This window comes from Massilia sp. UYP11 (genome assembly GCF_050434805.1).
Taxonomy (GTDB): domain Bacteria; phylum Pseudomonadota; class Gammaproteobacteria; order Burkholderiales; family Burkholderiaceae_D; genus Telluria.
Genome location: NZ_JBNDJE010000006.1, coordinates 164,177 through 179,854, shown reverse-complemented (window position 1 = coordinate 179,854; position 15,678 = coordinate 164,177). Strand labels below are relative to the sequence as shown.

General features: G+C 67.6%; 15 protein-coding genes. 6 read left to right on the top strand and 9 right to left on the bottom strand.

Going from position 1 to position 15,678, the window contains the following annotated elements; genetic code table 11:
* Positions 1 to 32: 32 nt before the first annotated feature.
* The 3 genes from ABIB38_RS12305 to ABIB38_RS12295 all read right to left on the bottom strand — a co-directional run bounded on the left by ABIB38_RS12305 (position 33) and on the right by ABIB38_RS12295 (position 4,019).
* Entirely contained in the window at positions 33 to 1,520 is a 1,488-nt protein-coding gene (locus tag ABIB38_RS12305; RefSeq protein ID WP_429204204.1) for an NCS1 family nucleobase:cation symporter-1, read from the bottom strand.
* A gap of 129 nt (positions 1,521 to 1,649) precedes the next feature.
* Positions 1,650 to 2,642 carry an FAD-dependent oxidoreductase gene (locus tag ABIB38_RS12300; RefSeq protein ID WP_429204203.1) on the bottom strand — a complete coding sequence of 331 codons (993 nt, stop codon included), beginning with the start codon at positions 2,640 to 2,642 and terminating at the stop codon, positions 1,650 to 1,652.
* 60 nt (positions 2,643 to 2,702) lie between these two features.
* On the bottom strand, positions 2,703 to 4,019 hold the full coding sequence (locus ABIB38_RS12295) for an aspartate aminotransferase family protein (protein ID WP_429204202.1): 1,317 nt from the start codon (positions 4,017 to 4,019) through the stop codon (positions 2,703 to 2,705).
* A gap of 238 nt (positions 4,020 to 4,257) precedes the next feature.
* Between ABIB38_RS12295 and ABIB38_RS12290 the strand changes: the two genes are divergently transcribed.
* From ABIB38_RS12290 to ABIB38_RS12270, 5 genes are all read left to right on the top strand, one after another.
* Entirely contained in the window at positions 4,258 to 4,821 is a 564-nt protein-coding gene (locus tag ABIB38_RS12290) for a GNAT family N-acetyltransferase (protein WP_429204200.1), read from the top strand.
* On the top strand, positions 4,821 to 5,459 hold the full coding sequence (locus ABIB38_RS12285; RefSeq protein WP_429204198.1) for a TonB family protein: 639 nt from the start codon (positions 4,821 to 4,823) through the stop codon (positions 5,457 to 5,459). Before ABIB38_RS12290 ends, ABIB38_RS12285 begins: the two co-directional genes overlap by 1 nt.
* 170 nt (positions 5,460 to 5,629) lie before the next feature.
* Positions 5,630 to 5,908, top strand: a complete 279-nt coding sequence (locus ABIB38_RS12280) for a hypothetical protein (RefSeq protein WP_429204197.1) — start codon at positions 5,630 to 5,632, stop codon at positions 5,906 to 5,908.
* 4 nt (positions 5,909 to 5,912) lie between these two features.
* Positions 5,913 to 6,818 carry a sensor histidine kinase gene (locus tag ABIB38_RS12275; RefSeq protein ID WP_429204195.1) on the top strand — a complete coding sequence of 302 codons (906 nt, stop codon included), beginning with the start codon at positions 5,913 to 5,915 and terminating at the stop codon, positions 6,816 to 6,818.
* On the top strand, positions 6,818 to 7,624 hold the full coding sequence (locus ABIB38_RS12270; protein ID WP_429204194.1) for a LytR/AlgR family response regulator transcription factor: 807 nt from the start codon (positions 6,818 to 6,820) through the stop codon (positions 7,622 to 7,624). The genes ABIB38_RS12275 and ABIB38_RS12270 overlap by 1 nt, the downstream gene beginning before the upstream one ends.
* 77 nt (positions 7,625 to 7,701) lie before the next feature.
* Here the strand turns inward: ABIB38_RS12270 and ABIB38_RS12265 are convergent, their stop codons facing one another.
* Complete coding sequence (locus ABIB38_RS12265) at positions 7,702 to 8,394, bottom strand: DUF2076 domain-containing protein (RefSeq protein ID WP_429204193.1); 693 nt, start codon at positions 8,392 to 8,394, stop codon at positions 7,702 to 7,704.
* Between the two features lie 230 nt (positions 8,395 to 8,624).
* Here ABIB38_RS12265 and ABIB38_RS12260 point away from each other — a divergent pair, with 230 nt between their 5' ends.
* Positions 8,625 to 9,161, top strand: a complete 537-nt coding sequence (locus tag ABIB38_RS12260; RefSeq protein WP_429204191.1) for a DUF2058 domain-containing protein — start codon at positions 8,625 to 8,627, stop codon at positions 9,159 to 9,161.
* Positions 9,162 to 9,242: 81 nt separating this feature from the next.
* On the opposite strand, the gene ABIB38_RS12255 is transcribed toward ABIB38_RS12260, so the two are convergent.
* The 5 genes from ABIB38_RS12255 to ABIB38_RS12235 all read right to left on the bottom strand — a co-directional run bounded on the left by ABIB38_RS12255 (position 9,243) and on the right by ABIB38_RS12235 (position 15,658).
* Positions 9,243 to 9,647: a cytidine deaminase gene (locus ABIB38_RS12255; RefSeq protein WP_429204189.1), complete on the bottom strand. Its 405-nt coding sequence runs from the start codon at positions 9,645 to 9,647 to the stop codon at positions 9,243 to 9,245.
* Positions 9,648 to 9,662: 15 nt separating this feature from the next.
* Positions 9,663 to 10,985 (bottom strand): thymidine phosphorylase, encoded by a 1,323-nt coding sequence (deoA, locus tag ABIB38_RS12250; RefSeq protein WP_429204188.1) that lies wholly within the window; start codon positions 10,983 to 10,985, stop codon positions 9,663 to 9,665.
* Between the two features lie 133 nt (positions 10,986 to 11,118).
* Positions 11,119 to 13,497, bottom strand: a complete 2,379-nt coding sequence (locus tag ABIB38_RS12245) for an aldehyde dehydrogenase family protein (RefSeq protein ID WP_429204187.1) — start codon at positions 13,495 to 13,497, stop codon at positions 11,119 to 11,121.
* Between the two features lie 14 nt (positions 13,498 to 13,511).
* Entirely contained in the window at positions 13,512 to 14,468 is a 957-nt protein-coding gene (gene deoC / locus ABIB38_RS12240) for a deoxyribose-phosphate aldolase (RefSeq protein ID WP_429204186.1), read from the bottom strand.
* Entirely contained in the window at positions 14,465 to 15,658 is a 1,194-nt protein-coding gene (locus ABIB38_RS12235; protein ID WP_429204185.1) for a phosphopentomutase, read from the bottom strand. The genes deoC and ABIB38_RS12235 overlap by 4 nt, the downstream gene beginning before the upstream one ends.
* Positions 15,659 to 15,678: the final 20 nt, after the last annotated feature.

Sequence of the window (15,678 nt, the reverse complement as noted above, 5' to 3'; positions counted from 1 at the left end):
GCTGCAGCCACCACGGATCGCCGGCGCCGATGTCACCGCACGCCCCGCCCCTTCATCATGAGGCCGTAGACCACGGCGGCGATCGCGACGCCGACGAACCACGCATACGTGTAGATCGTCTTGAAGGCCTCGCCGACGTCGGGGAAGCTGGCCGGGAAGGCCGCATTCAGGAAGCCCGGGATGTTGGGCAGCACCCCCAGCGCGAATGCCGCCAGGGCCGCGTTGTTCCAGCCGCTCAGGATGCCGCTGCGATAGGAATAGATGCCGTCGTGGCGATACAGCTGGTCGACGTCGAGCGTGGTCTTGCGCACCAGGTAGTAGTCGACGATCAGCACGCCGGCGATCGGTCCGAGCAAGGCGGAGTAGCCGACCAGCCAGGTCATGATGTAGTTCTGGGTCGACTCGAGGATCTTCCACGGCATCATGACCAGCGCCAGCCCGGCCGTGATGTAGCCGCCGGTGCGATAGCTGATGCGGCGCGGCGCCAGCGCCGAGAAATCGTAGGCCGGGCCGACCAGGTTGGCCGCGAGGTTCACGCTGACCGTATCGACCAGCAGCACGATCAGGGCCACCAGCACCGCGATGCCGGTCATGCGGCTGGCCAGGTCGACCGGGTCCCACAGCGCCTCGCCGTACAGGACCACGGTGGCCGAGGTGACGATCACCGCCAGCGCCGCCAGCAGGCCCATGGGCAGCGGCAGGCCGACGGCCTGGCCGACCACCTGGTCGCGCTGCGACCTGGCGAAGCGGGTGAAGTCGGGGATGTTCAGTGCGAGGGTCGCCCAGAAGCCGATCATGGCGGTCAGCGACGGCCAGAAGGTGGACCAGAACTGCCCTTCCTTCGACCCGCCCGGCACGAACTGCGAACGCTGCTCGAGCAGCGGACCGAAACCGTCGGCGCCGACCTGCCGGTGCACCCACCACAGCAGCACGAAGCAGATCCCGATCTTGAGCGGCGCGGTCCAGGTCTCGAGCTGGCGGATCGATTCCATGCCGTGCACCACGAAGTACAGCTGGATCGCCCAGAACGCGAGGAAACAGGCCAGCTGCGCCAGGTTGATGCCCAGCCAGCCAAGCGGCTCGCCGCCGATCGGAGCGCCGTTCATCACGCCCAGCAAGGTATAGATCATGCTGCCGCCGAACCAGGTCTGGATGCCGTACCAGCCGCAGGCGACAATGGCGCGCATCAGCGCCGGCAGCTTGGCGCCGCTGGTGCCGAACGAGGTGCGCGCCAGCACCGCGTAGGGAATGCCGTACTTGGCGCCGGCATGGCCGATCAGCAGCATCGGCACCAGCACGATGGCGTTCGCCACGAACACGGTGAGCACCGCCTGCCAGCCCGACATGCCCGCCTCCACCAGGCTGGCCGACAGCGTGTAAGCGGGAATGCACATCACCATGCCCACCCACAGGGCGGCGAAGTGGTACCAGCGCCAGGTGCGCTGCTCTGCGGTGGTCGGAGCGAGGTCGTCGTTCCAGAGGTCGTTGTCGGTAAAGGTTGGATGAGTCACGGTGCGCATGCGAAGTTAAACTGCAGAATCGATGCGCGCGAGTGTAACGCAAACGTCAATACGGCGTGAGAATATGACGTGAGACGCTCGGTGACGTGAGACCCTCAGTGACGTGAGACCCTCGGTGAGGTGAACCCCTCAGGCCTGCAGGTCGGCATGGATCGCCTGCGCCGCCTGCAGGCCATGGCGGCGCGCCTGCGTCCGTTCGAGGCGCGCCGCCACGCAGTCGCCGCCTGCATAGATGCCCGGCAGCGCGGTGCGGAAGCACCCGTCGACCTCGATCCGGTCGCCCTCGCGCGACTGCTGGGCTACCTGCGTGTCGCGTTCGGCCCCGGCGGCGCGGCCCACCGCCTTGAACACGGCGTGGGCGGCGATCTCGGTGAAGCCGCCGGTGTCGACCACACGGTCGCCCAGCAGGCGGGTCTGCTCGAAGCGCACCGACTCGACCGCGCCGCGCACGTCGCGCAGCACCTCGAGCGGCGCGACCCAGCCGCGCACCCGCACGAAGCAGGCGCGCGCGACTTCTTCTTCGGGGCCGTCGGGCGCCAGGGCGTGGCGCAGCGCCAGGGTGACGTCCTGGGCGCCCAGCTGCTTCAGGCGCGCCGCCATCCCGACCGCGCCGCGGCTGGCGCCGATCACGATCGCGCGCTGCGGCACCGGCAGCGCCAGCAGGTCGTCCAGCGCATACACGGCGGCGAGCCGGCGCCCGGCGTCGACCAGTCCCGCCGGGTCGCTGCCGGACAGCGCCAGCACCCGGCTGGAGGCCAGGCCGATGCCGAGGAAGATCGCGTCGTGCCACAGGTGCAGGTCGGCCAGCTCGAGGTCGACGCCCAGCCTGCGCCCATATTCGCAACGGATGCGGCCCTGCGCCGCCAGGCGCTCGAACAGCGCCTGGTCGGAGGCGCTTGCCGGCGCAGGTTCATGCAGATGCGCGCCCATGCGCTCGGGCGCGCGCGCTTCGTACAGCACGACGCCATTGCCGAGCAGCGCCAGCCGGATGGCGCAGGCCATGCCGGCCACGCCGGCGCCGACCACGGCCACCTGCTTGCCGGTCGGCGCGGCCGGCTCGCCGGCCAGGGGGACATATTCTTCGGATGCGGACGAATCCAGGACGTCGGTGATGGCGGTCATCGGTCTCTCTTTCTTGTGGTGCGCGGCAGGGCGCGTCTTCTGCGTTTTCAGGCCACGCATTCAGGCCAGTCGTGTCAGGACCGTGGCCAGCTTGCCGAACAATTCGTCGACGTGCTGTTTTTCCAGTACCAGCGGCGGCGACAGCGCGATGATGTCGCCCGTGATGCGAATCAAGAGGCCTTCGGCAAAGGCCTGCTTGAGCGCCGCATAGCCGCGCGCGCCGGGCTGTCCCTCGATCGGCGCCAGCTCGATGCCGGCGATGATGCCGATCGAGCGCAGGTCGATCACGTGCGGCAGGCCGCGCAACGATTGCAGGGCTTCCTCGAAATACGGCTGCATGCGCGCCGCGTTGTCCAGCACCGCCTGCTCGCGGAACACGTCCAGGGTGGCCAGCGCGGCGGCGCAGGCCAGCGGGTGGCCGGAATAGGTATAGCCGTGGAACAGCTCGATCCCGGCCGGCCCTTCCATGAAGGCATCGTGGATGAAGGCCTTGCTGAACACCGCGCCCATCGGCACCGCGCCATTGGTGATGCCCTTGGCCGTGGCCATCAGGTCGGGCTCGACGCCGAACCAGTCGCCGGCGAACGGCGTCGTCAAGCGCCCGAAGCCGGTGATGACTTCGTCGAAGATCAGGAGGATGCCGTGGCGGTCGCAAAGCTCGCGCAGGCGCTTGAGGTAGCCCTTGGGGGGAATCAGCACGCCGGTCGAACCGGATACCGGCTCGACGATCACCGCCGCGATGGTCGACGGGTCGTGCAGGGCCACCAGCCGTTCCAGGTCGTCGGCCAGTTCGACGCCGTGTTCCGGTTCGCCGCGCGACCAGGCGTTGCGCTCCAGGTCGTGCGTGTGGCGCAGGTGGTCGACGCCCGGCAGCAGGGGTCCGAAATGCCTGCGGTTGGCGCCGATGCCGCCGACCGAGACGCCGCCGAAGCCCACGCCATGGTAGCCGCGCTCGCGGCCGATCAGGCGCGTGCGCCCACCCTCCCCGCGCGCACGGTGATAGGCCAGCGCGATCTTGAGCGCGGTGTCGACCGCTTCCGATCCCGACCCCGTATAGAACACGTGGCCGAAGCGGCGGCCGCTGAAATCCATCAGGCGTTCGGCCAGCTCGAAGGCGGCCGGGTGGCCGATCTGGAACGTGGGCGCGTAGTCGAGCTGGCCGGCCATGGCGGCGATGGCTTCGGCGATCTTCGGCTGGCCGTGGCCGCACGGCACGCACCAGAGGCCGGCGGCGCCGTCGAGCAGCTCGCGGCCATCGACGTCGCGGTAATACATGCCTTTGGCGGAGACCAGCAGACGCGGATCGCGCTTGAAGTCACGGTTGTTGGTGAATGGCATCCAGAAGGATGACATCGTTGCAGGCCTGGATTGATGCATATTGCGCTCCTCGTCTCGATGGCGCCCTGAAGCACTTAAGCACTTAAGCACTTAAGTTTGAACAAGAACAGCGAGCCTTGCAACAAGCACGCGGCCGCGGGCATGCGCGATCGCAAAACCATGCACGACGCATCGTGTTATCAGGAAATAACCCCGGGTTGCAGCTGTGGATCGCAGCCTTCTCTGCCAGCGCCACGGCAGTGGTATGCTAGCGCTTATCACACTGGCAATGCGAACCATGTCAACCTATCTCACCCCTGTCCTGACCACTGAACGCCTGGTGCTGCGCCCGCTGGCCGCGAGCGACGCGCCGGCCCTGTACACCATCTTCTCCGACCCGGCCGTGATGCGCTACTGGAGCGCCGAGCCGTGGACCGACATTTCCTTCGCCCAGGCCGCGATCGCCCGCGCGCTGGAGGCCTACCGCGACGAGAACGAACTGCGCTTCGCGATCGAACTGGCGTCGAACCGCGAGCTGATCGGCACCGTTGCCCTGCACCACTTCTTCAACCAGAACCGGCGTTGCGAACTCGGCTACGCGCTGGGCAGCGCGCACTGGGGCAAGGGCTACGCCTTCGAAGCGCTGCAGGCGGTGCTGGACCATGGCTTCCGCGAGGTCGGCCTGAACCGGGTCGAAGCCGACATCGATCCTCGCAACGCAGCCTCCGGCCGCGTGCTCGAAAAACTGGGCTTCCGCAAGGAGGGCTTCATGCCGCAGCGCTGGCTGGTGCATGGCGAGTATGCCGACACCGTCTTTTATGGCCTGCTGCGCGACTACTGGAACGACAGGACGGCGCGCTGATGGCAAGGCCCGGTCCCACGATCAAGGCCGTGGCGTCATGCCCGGTCCTGGCGCTGTCCCTGCTGGCCATGGCGCCGCAATCGGCCGCGGCCCAGGCCACGCTGCCGACCTGGCGCGAGATCACGATCCATGCGACCGACGCCAGCTATCCGGAGGCGCTCGCGCGGCGCGGCGTGCAGGGCAATGTGACGATCGAACTGGCCCTCGACGACAAGGGCCGCAAACGGGTGGCGGCGGTGCGCGAATCGTCGCGCTCGGCCGAACTCGATACGCTGGCGCTGGCCATGGCCAGGCGGCTGGACGTCGCCGCCAACGGCGCGCACCAAAACGGCCTGGTGATCTTCAGGTTCAAGAAAGACCACCTCTCCACCATCGCCACCAAGAGCTGCGCCGATTTCAACGTCGATGCCGCCTGGCAGGCCGCCACCTTCCCGGAACGCAGCCTGCGCGAGTTGCCGGTGACGTATGAAAGCATCGGCACGCTGATCTACAGCCTGCACCGCGACGGCGCGGCGCGCCAGTCCTTCCCGCCCCTGGAACCGATCCTGAACGCCACGGTGGCCGCCTGCGCGCACACGCCCGAGGCCGGCATGCTCGACGTGATGCGGCAAGAGGCGCTCAAGCTGATCGAGCAATAACGCAACTGCTACAGCAAGCAAACCAGCATCTTGACGGTCCGGCAGCGTCCCCGTTCGTCCGCCCGCACGACCGCCCGTCCCCGCAATCGCACCGTTCGTCGGATCGCTCTTGGCGTAACATGGGTGCATCCCTACAGTAGGGTCATTATTGTTAGAAAGGACTTGCACGCATGAAAACCATTCATACGCCCACCAGTCGCTTCCAATCGATCCTGCGCAATATGGAAGTCGCTGGCCGCACTACCTGGCGCCTGGCGAAGTCGGGCGCCCGTTCGCTGCGTCGCATGCCGTGGCCGGTGCTGCTGTTGATCGCGATCGCGCTGGCGGCCCTGATCACCATCGTGCCGATCGTGCTGGCGCTGTTCGTCGGCCTGCTGCTGCTGAAATTCCTCGCCATCGCCATCTTCGGCCGCGAACCGCGCCGCATCAAGCACTACACGCAAGAGTAATACGATGGCCGCCGCCCAGATCAACCGCGCACTCGACTTCGTCCGCGACGCCATGCGCGAAGCGGGCGTGCTGTGGTGGCGCTTCTTCGACTGGCTGGCGCTGATCGAGTGGCGCCAGCTGTACCTGGTCTGGTTCCTGGCGTTCGTGACCGGCCTGTTCGTCAAGCTGACCGAGCCGGCGATCTGGTTCATCCTGATCTCGTTCGGCGTCAAGGTACTGGCCGGCGGCAAGCGTCGCGCCGAGCTGCTGGCGCGCGACGCCTCGACCAAGGCCGACGTCGCCAATCTCGAGCGGCGCCTGACCGAGGCGCAGATGGCCACGCTCCAGGCCCAGGTCGAGCCGCACTTCCTGTTCAACACCCTGGCCCTGATCGGCCAGCTGATCGAGACCGACCCGAAGGAAGCCGCGCGCGTGCACGGCTACCTGATCGAATACCTGCGCGCCTCGCTGCCGCAGATGCGCTCGGCCAAGGGCGCCGGCGGGATCGGTGGAACATTGGGCAAGCAGGTCGAGCTGTCGCGCGCCTACCTGGCGATCATGCAGGCGCGCATGAAGGAAAGGCTGGCGGTGCGCGTCGAGGTGCCCGACTTCCTCGGCAGCGCGCCATTCCCGCCGATGATGCTGCAGACGCTGATCGAAAACGCGATCAAGCACGGCCTGGAGCCGAAGGTCGCCGGCGGCACGATCACGGTGCGCGCGCGGGTCGACGGCGCCACCCTGTGCGTCGACGTGTGCGACGACGGCGTCGGCTTCAACCTGCATGCCGGCAGCGGCCTCGGCCTGGCCAACATCCGCGAGCGGCTGGCGCTGTTGTACGGCAAGGATGCCGAACTCGTGATCGAAGCCCTGCCCGGCGGCGGCGCCTGCGTGTCGATCCGCCTGCCCTATCGCATGACGGAAGACGGCTGATGGCGCCCATGCACCCGACGGCCCTGATCGCCGACGACGAAGCGCCCATGCGCGACCAGCTGCGCGCGCGCCTGCACGAGGCATGGCCGGCGCTGCGCATCGTGGCCGAGGCGGCCAACGGCGCCGAAGCGGTGGCGCTGGCGCTCGAGCACAAGCCCGACATCGCCTTCCTCGACATCCGCATGCCGGGCATGGGCGGCATCGATGCGGCGCGCCGGATGTACGAGCGCTGCCACATCGTGTTCGTCACCGCCTACGACCAGTATGCAGTCGAAGCCTTCGAGCAGGGCGCCATCGACTATCTGCTCAAGCCCGTCACCCTGGCGCGCCTGGAAACCACGGTGGCGCGCCTGCGCCGCGGGCTCGAGCACACGCCGCAGGACATCGGCGCGCAACTGGCGCGCCTGGCGCAGCTGGCGCAGTTGGGTGAACAGCTGCTGGCGCAGAACGGGGCGGCGGCAGCCGCCGCGGCCAGGCCGGCCTTCCTGCGCTGGATCCAGGCCCAGGCCGGCAACAGCCTGCGCATGGTGAGCACGCGCGAAGTGCTGTTCTTCCAGTCGGACGACAAGTACACGCGGGTGCAGACCGCCACCGCTCAGCACCTGATCCGCAAGCCGCTCAAGGAACTGGAAGAAGAGCTGGACCCGGACGAGTTCTGGCGCATCCACCGCTCGACCCTGGTGCGCGTGGATGCGATCGCGGAGGTGCGGCGCGACCTGCGCGGACGCCAGATGCTGCGCCTGCGCGGCTATCCCGACGAGCTCGAAGTGAGCCGCAACCACGGCGCGCTGTTCCAGCAGATGTGAGGCGCTTCAAGGCTGCGGCGGTGTATCGTGGATCTTCTTGATCCTGCTGGCGGCACCAGCGGCTTGCTGGCAGGCATCTAGCCGAACAGCCCTTCGTCGGAACCGTCGCCGTCGAAGAAGCCGCCCAGGCTATCCTCGTTGCTGTTGTCGGCGAGGGTGTCGTCGGCGCCACCGGGTTCGTCGATGGCGCCGATGCCGGCCTGGTCCGCCAGCGCCCCGCCCCCTGCCGCCTCGGCGCCGCCGCCGTCGGCCGCATTGTCCGCCAACAAGTGGTTCGACGCGCCCTGCCCGTCATTGCCCAGCAGGTTGCCGATGCCGTGGAACAGGAAACTGCCTGCGGCCACGCCGGCCGCCGTGGCCGCCACCGTGCCCAGCATGCTGCCGCCGGCGCCGCCCAGGAAGCCGCCGCTTTTCGCCGGCTGGGTCTGCGCAGCAGAGCCGGTCGGTCCATTCTGCTGGTAAGCCCCCTGCTTGACGCCCGGGACCGGATTCGAGGGATTGCCCTGCGCGGAGTTGCCCCACTGGTTTGCGTCGAGGAATCCCCCACCGCCTCTGGCGCCCTGGTTTTCGAGCTCGGCGATACGGGCCTTGGCATTGCCCAGCGCCTGCTCCACCAGCAGCGCGCGCTGCACCAGCAGGTAGGCGGCGTCCGGCTGCTGGGCCACGGCGCGCTGGATCAGCGCATCGGCATCGGGATCCTTGGTCACGCCCCTGGCCTGGACCAGCTGGCCGAGGAAATCCTGCAAGGTTTTTTCGTCTGACGGGTTCATGCTGGGCTCCTGGTTGAAGAATCGCTATCCCTTATATTGTGGATCAGTTGTCCAAATTTCAAGCACCAACCCGAACTGGGTTGCCATCGAAAGGCCTGCCCACCCCGCGGGGCGATGACAATGCGCTCGACCGGCAGGCCCGAGGCTCGCCCGCGGACGGCGAGTTTGCTATGCTGACGACGGTCGCCGCTCCGCCGCGAGCGGCATTCATCATTTCAAGGAAGCACAACATGGTCTCGCTGCAAGAGCAGTTATTGAAAGCCGGGCTGGTCGACAAGAAGAAGGTCAAGCAAGTCAACCAGGACAAGAGCAAGCAACACAAGGAAGTGTTGCGCACCGGCGTGGAACAGGTCAACCAGGCGCGCGAAGCCGCGCTCGAGTTGCAGCGCAAGAACGCGGAACGCGCGCGCGAACTGAACGCCCAGCGCGACGCCGCGGCGACCCAGAAAGCCATCCTGGCGCAGATCGCCCAACTGGTGCAGCAGAACAAGCAGTCGAAGGGCAAGGGCGACGTGCCCTACAACTTTACCTTCGGCACCAAAATCGAGCGCATCCACGTGACGTCGCAGATCGTGGAACACCTGGTGGCGGGACGCCTGGTGATCGTCCACATGCATGGCAGCTTCGAACTGGTGCCGCGCGTGATCGGCGAAAAGATCGCCCAGCGCGACGCCTCGATCGTGGTGCAGATCAAGAAGAAAGCGCAGGAGGTCGAAGAAGACGATCCTTACGCGGATTACAAGATCCCGGACGACCTGATGTGGTAATCACGGGCGGCCCCCCGAAGATTCGGAACGGGCCGCCAGGACCCGAACAGTGGTAGCCGAATCCCGGATCGCAAGGCCTGTTCAGGCGCCCAGGTCGCGTCCGCCGAACGCATTCGGCAACTGCGCCGCCGCGGTGGTCTCGAATACGTCGCCGTTCAGGTTGGCCAGCACCACCGGCAGTGCGTTGCCGCCCAGCTCCAGGATCACCTGGCGGCAGGCGCCGCAGGGCGCGATCGGGCCCTCGGTCTGGCCGATCACGGCCAGGGCCGCGAAATCGCCCGGCTGGTAGCCGCTGGCGATGGCGCTGAACAAGGCGGTGCGCTCGGCGCAGTTGCACAGGCCATAAGATGCGTTTTCAACGTTACAGCCGCGAAAGATCCGGCCATCCTTGCACGCCAGCGCGGCGCCTACCTTGAACTTCGAGTAGGGGGCATAAGCCAGCTCGCGCGCGGCGCGCGCTTCATCGATCAGGTTCGCGTATTGCATGTGCTGGTCCTCGGCTCAGGGACGGATGGCGCGGTGGATCATCGGCTCGACAGCCGGCTTTTCAAAGGCGATGCGGTACGCGGCCTGCACCTGGCGGACGGCGCGCTCGGCCGCTTCCCTGGTGCGTGCATGCACGGTCGCCAGCGGCTGGCCGAGGGCGACCGCCTCGCCCAGTTCCACCAGTCCGGTCAGGCCCACGGCGAAGTCGATCGCATCCTGCGGACGCACGCGCCCGCCTCCCAGCGCCACCACGGTCAGGCCCAGGCCGCGGGTGTCGACCGCGCTTGCATAGCCGGCTTGCAGGCTGGGGACGGGCACGATGACCGGCGCCGTTTCCAGGTACGCATCGGGCTTGTCCATCAGGTCGGCCGGGCCGCCCAGGGCGCTGACCATGCGCGCGAAACGCTCGGCGGCCTGGCCCGAATCCAGGGCCGCCTGCAGCCTGGCGCGCGCTTCCTGTTCGGTCGACGCCAGGCCGGAAATGACGAGCATCTCGGCGCACAGCGCCATCGTCACTTCGTGCAGGCGTGCCGGGCGTGACTTGCCGCTCAGGTAGTCGATCGCGACGCGCACCTCGACCGCGTTGCCGGCCGCGTGGCACAGCGATTCGTTCATGCCGGTCAGGATGGCCGAGGTGCGGGTGCCGGCGCCGTTGCCGACGCTGACGATCGATTCGGCCAGCTCCAGCGATTTCTCCGGGGTCGGCATGAAGGCGCCGCTGCCGACCTTCACGTCCATCACCAGCGCGTCCAGGCCCGCCGACAGCTTCTTGGACAGGATGGAGCCGGTGATCATGGCCACCGATTCCACGGTTGCCGTGGTGTCGCGGATGCCGTAGAAGCGCTTGTCGGCCGGGGCCAGCTGGGCGGTCTGGCCGATGATGGCCACGCCCACGTCCCGCACCACCTGGCGGAACTTGTCGGGATCCGGCACGGTGCTGTAGCCGGGAATCGAATCGAACTTGTCGAGCGTGCCGCCGGTGTGGCCCAGGCCGCGGCCCGAGATCATCGGCACGAAGCCGCCGCAGGCCGCGACCATCGGTCCCAGCATGAGCGAAACCACGTCGCCGACGCCGCCGGTCGAATGCTTGTCGACCACCGGGCCGGGCAAGTCCAGCGATTTCCATTCCATGACCTGGCCCGAGTCGCGCATCGCCAGGGTGAAGGCGACACGCTCGCCCATCGTCATGTCGTTGAAATAGACCGCCATCGCGAACGCCGCGATCTGGCCTTCGGTGACGCTGCCGTCCGGGATGCCGCGCACGAAGAACCGGATCTCTTCGGCGGAGAGAACGCCGCCGTCGCGCTTCTTGCGGACGATTTCTTGGGGGAGGAACATGAGTGTGTCCGTTTTCGCTAATCGCTTGAAAACGCCATTCCCGCGCAGGCGGGAATCCAGGTCGTTCGCGGTACGCTACCTGACTTGGATTCCCGCCTGCGCGGGAATGACAGGGTTCGGGGTTCCGGGCCGATTACACGCCGTACGGAATCCAGACATTCTTGACCTGGCTCGCGTGCTGCAACACCGCGCGGCCGCAGGCCTGCTTCGCGTCGAACCAGTCGCGGCCCCTGGCGCCGCCGGTCCAGGTGCGCTTGAGCGACTCGCTCGATAAGCGCTCGACCTCGGCGCAGCCTTCCTGCGATCCATCATGGCGCCACACCGCATCGACGTCGCCATGCGAGGCCAGCGTGCGCGCCAGCTCGTCGCTCGACCCGGTGACGATGTTGACCGCGCCGCCCGGCAGGTCCGAGGTATCCAGCACCTGGACCAGGTCGATCGCGGACAGTGGATACTGCTCCGACGGCACCGCGACCACGCGGTTGCCCAGCGCCAGCGCCGGCGCCACCAGCGAGATGAAGCCCAGCAGCGGATTCTCGTTCGGGCACACGATGCCGATCACGCCGACCGGCTCATTGAGCGCCACGGTGATGCCGTGCATCGGCGGCTGGTGCGCCGCGCCGTCGTACTTGTCGGCCCACGCCGCCCAGTAGAACAGGCGCTCGATCGAGGCCGCCACTTCGCGTGCCGCGTCGTTCGAGCCGGTCTGCCGGGCAATGCGCTGCGCGAATTCGTCGGCGCGGATCGCCAGGTTCTCGGCGATGTAGTACAGCACCTGCGCGCGGTTGTGCGCGGTGGCCCTGGCCCAGCCGGACGCCTTGTGCGCCGCCTCGACGGCGTTGCGGATGTCCTTGCGGTTGCCTTCGCCGATGTCCGCCAGGAAGTCGCCGTTGGCGCCGTGGATGGCGCGGCTGTAGGCGCCGTCGGGGCGGACCTGCTTGCCGCCGATGTACAGCTTGGCGGTGCGGTCGACGGCGAACGGACTCTCGTCCGGCGCCGGCCTGGGTTTCGCCTTCGCGGCGACGACCGGCGCCGATGGACGCGCATCTTCGGCCAGCGGCACCAGGTATTCGACCATGCCTTCCTTGCCGCCTTCGCGGCCATAGCCCGATTCCTTGTAGCCGCCGAAGCCGCACGCCGCGTCGAACTGGTTGGCGGTGTTAATCCACACCACGCCGGCCTTGATCTGCGGGACCACGTCCAGCGCCAGGCTGATCGACTCGCTCCACACGCAGGCCGCCAGGCCGTACACGGTATTGTTGGCCAGCTGGACCGCCTCGGCCGGGGTGCGGAAGCTCATCGCCACCAGCACCGGGCCGAAGATCTCGGCCTGGGCCACGGCCGCCGATGTCGAGGCGCCCGTGATCAGCGTCGGCAGGTACCACGAACCGGTGGCCGCCAGTTCCACGTCCGGCTGCCACACTTCGCAGCCTTCGGCGCGCGCCGATTCCACGAGACCGTGGATGCGCTGCTGCTGCACCGGATCGACCAGCGCGCCGATGTCGTTCGATTTATCGAGCGGCGAGCCGACGCGCAGGTTCTGCATGCGCGCCTTCACTTTGCCAATGAAGCGCTCGTAGACCGATTCCTGCACCAGCAGGCGCGAACCGGCGCAGCAGACCTGGCCCTGGTTGAACCAGATCGAGTCGACCAGGCCTTCGACCGCCGCATCCAGGTCGGCGTCGTCGAACACGATGAACGGCGATTTGCCGCCCAGTTCCAGCGACAGCTTCTTGCCGCTGCCGGCGGTGGCCTTGCGGATCAGGCGCCCGACTTCGGTCGAGCCGGTGAAGGCCAGCTTGTCGACGCCCGGATGGTTGACGATCGCCTCGCCCACGCGGCCGTCGCCGGTGACGATGTTGACCACGCCGCTTGGGACGCCGGCGCGCTGGCAGATCTCGGCGAACAGCAGCGCGGTCAAGGGCGTGTACTCGGCCGGCTTGAACACGACCGCGTTACCGGCGGCCAGCGCCGGCGCGATCTTCCACGCCAGCATCAGGAGCGGGAAATTCCACGGCACGATCTGGCCCACCACGCCGACGGCGCGGTACTCCGGAAATTCTTCAGACTGCAGTTGCGCCCAGCCGGCGTGATGATAGAAGTGTCGTGCGGCCAGCGGCAGGTCGGCGTCGCGGGTTTCGCGGATGGTCTTGCCGTTGTCCAGCGTTTCGAGCACCGCGAACAGGCGCGCGTGCTTTTGCAGCAGGCGCGCGAGCGCGTACAGGATTTTCGCGCGGCCATGGCCCCCCAGGGCGACCCAGCCCGGCTGCGCGCGGCGCGCGGCGGCGACGGCGCGCTCGACGTCGTCCGGCGTCGCTTGCGTCACCTGCGCCAGCTCGCTGCCGTCGGCGGGATTGTTGGTGGCGAAGGTCGCGCCGGCATCGCTCCAGGCGTTGTCGATGAACAGCCCGAAACGGCGGCCATGCTGGTCCAGCCACGCGAGCGCTTCCTTGGTACTCTCTGGTGCAGGACCGTAATCCATGGTGTTCAGAATCTCTTTGATTGTTGGCATGACGAAGTCCGGTATTAAGGTTGCGCGTGGCGATGGGCGGCCGAGTAGTTTCCGGTCACGTAGTGCTCCAGCTGGCGCTCGATGTCGGTCAGCAGGCTGGAAGCGCCGATGCGGAACAGGTGCGGCTGCAGCCAGTCGTTGCCCAGTTCTTCCTTCATCACGGTCAGGTATTGCAGCGCCGACTTCGCGGTCGACACGCCGCCGGCCGGCTTGTAGCCCACCTGGAAGCCGGTCAACTCGTGGTAGTCGCGGATCGCGCGCACCATCACCAGGGACACCGGGATGGTGGCGTTGACGCCTTCCTTGCCGGTCGAGGTCTTGATGAAGTCGGCGCCGGCCATCATGCACACCATGGATGCCTTGGCCACGTTTTCCAGGGTCACCAGGTCGCCGGTGGCGAGGATCGCCTTGACGTGCGCTTCGCCGCACGCCTGGCGATACGCCACCATCTCGTCGTACAGCGCCTGCCAGTTACCGGTCAACACGTGCTGGCGGGTGATGACGATGTCGATCTCGGTCGCGCCGGCGGCCACCGACAATTCGATCTCGCGCACCTTGGTTTCCATGCTCGACAGGCCGGCCGGGAACGCGGTCGACACGGCGGCGATCGGCAGGCGGCCCTGGATCACCTTGACGGCGGGCTGGATCATCTCGTGGTACACGCAGACGGCGCCGGTCGACAGGGTCTCCAGGCCCAGGGCCTGCATCAGGTCGGCCCGTAGCGGGCGCATCGCCTTCATGCACAGGCGCTCGACGCGGCCCGGCGTATCGTCGCCGCTCAGGGTGGTCAGGTCCATGCACTCGATGGCGCGCACCAGCCAGGCGGCCTGGTATTCCTTCTTGACCGTGCGGCGATTCGCCAGGCTGGCGGCGCGGTGGTCGGCCGCATTGCGGTTGACCTTGAGGCTGCCCACCAGGCCCAGGTCCAGCGCCATGCCGGCATTACGTTTGAAATCCAGGGGCTGGGTCATAGCAGTGCGGTTCCGTTCGAAAGTGGTTTGACGCCGAGGTGGTGCGCCAGGGTGGCGCCGATGCTCGAGAAGGTGTCGGCGGTCGGCAGCTCCCGCGCCTTCACGTTCGGGCCGAAGAAGATCATCGGGATGTGTTCGCGGGTGTGGTCCGAGCCGGGCGCGGTCGGGTCGCAGCCGTGGTCGGCGGTGATCACGACCAGGTCGCCATCCTTCAGCCTGGCCATGAATTCCGGCAGGCGCGCGTCCAGCTCGTGCAGCGCGTTCGCGTAACCGGCAACGTCGCGGCGGTGGCCGAAGTGCATGTCGAAGTCGACGAAGTTCACAAACGTGAGCGACTTGTCGCCCGCTTCATCGGCCACTTCCAGCAGGCGGTCGAACAGCGCCATATTGTCCGGGCCCTTGACCAGGCGCGTCACGCCCTGGGCCGCGAAGATGTCGCTGATCTTGCCGAGGGCGATCACTTCGCCGCCCGCATCCTTCACATGGTCGAGCAGGGTCGGCGCGACCGGCGGCACGGCATAGTCGTGGCGGTTCGCGGTGCGCTTGTAGTCGCCGTTCGCGCCCACGAAAGGACGCGCGATCACGCGGCCGATGTTGTAGGGCTTGACCAGCTCGTAGGCGGCCTCGCACACCTGATACAGGCGCTCAAGGCCAAAGTGTTCCTCGTGCGCCGCGATCTGCAGCACCGAGTCAGCCGAGGTGTACAGGATCGGCTTGCCGGTGGCGACGTGCTCGTCGCCCAGCTCGTTGATGACGGTGGTGCCCGAGGCGTGGCAGTTGCCCAGCCAGCCCGGCACGCCGGTCAACGCCTGCAGCTTGTCGGTCAGCTCGGCCGGGAACGACGGCACCGTCTTGGGAAAGTAACCCCAGTCGAACAGCACCGGCACGCCGGCGATTTCCCAGTGGCCGCTCTGCGTGTCCTTGCCAGTCGACTGTTCGCGGGCGACGCCCCAGGCCCCGCTGAAGCCCTCGCGCAGGTCGAAGCCGGGCGCCCATGCGCCGCTGGCCTTGTGCGCGGCCGCCGCGAGTCCCAGCTTCTCGAGGTTCGGCAGCGACATCGGCTTGCCCTCTTTCGCGGCCCATGCGGCGATATGGCCGAAGGTGTCGGCGCCCGCGTCGCCGTACTTGTCGGCGTCCGGCAAGGCGCCGAGGCCGAAGGAATCCAGCAGGAGAATGAATGCGCGTGACATGTCTTCGCTCTTTTCGGTGT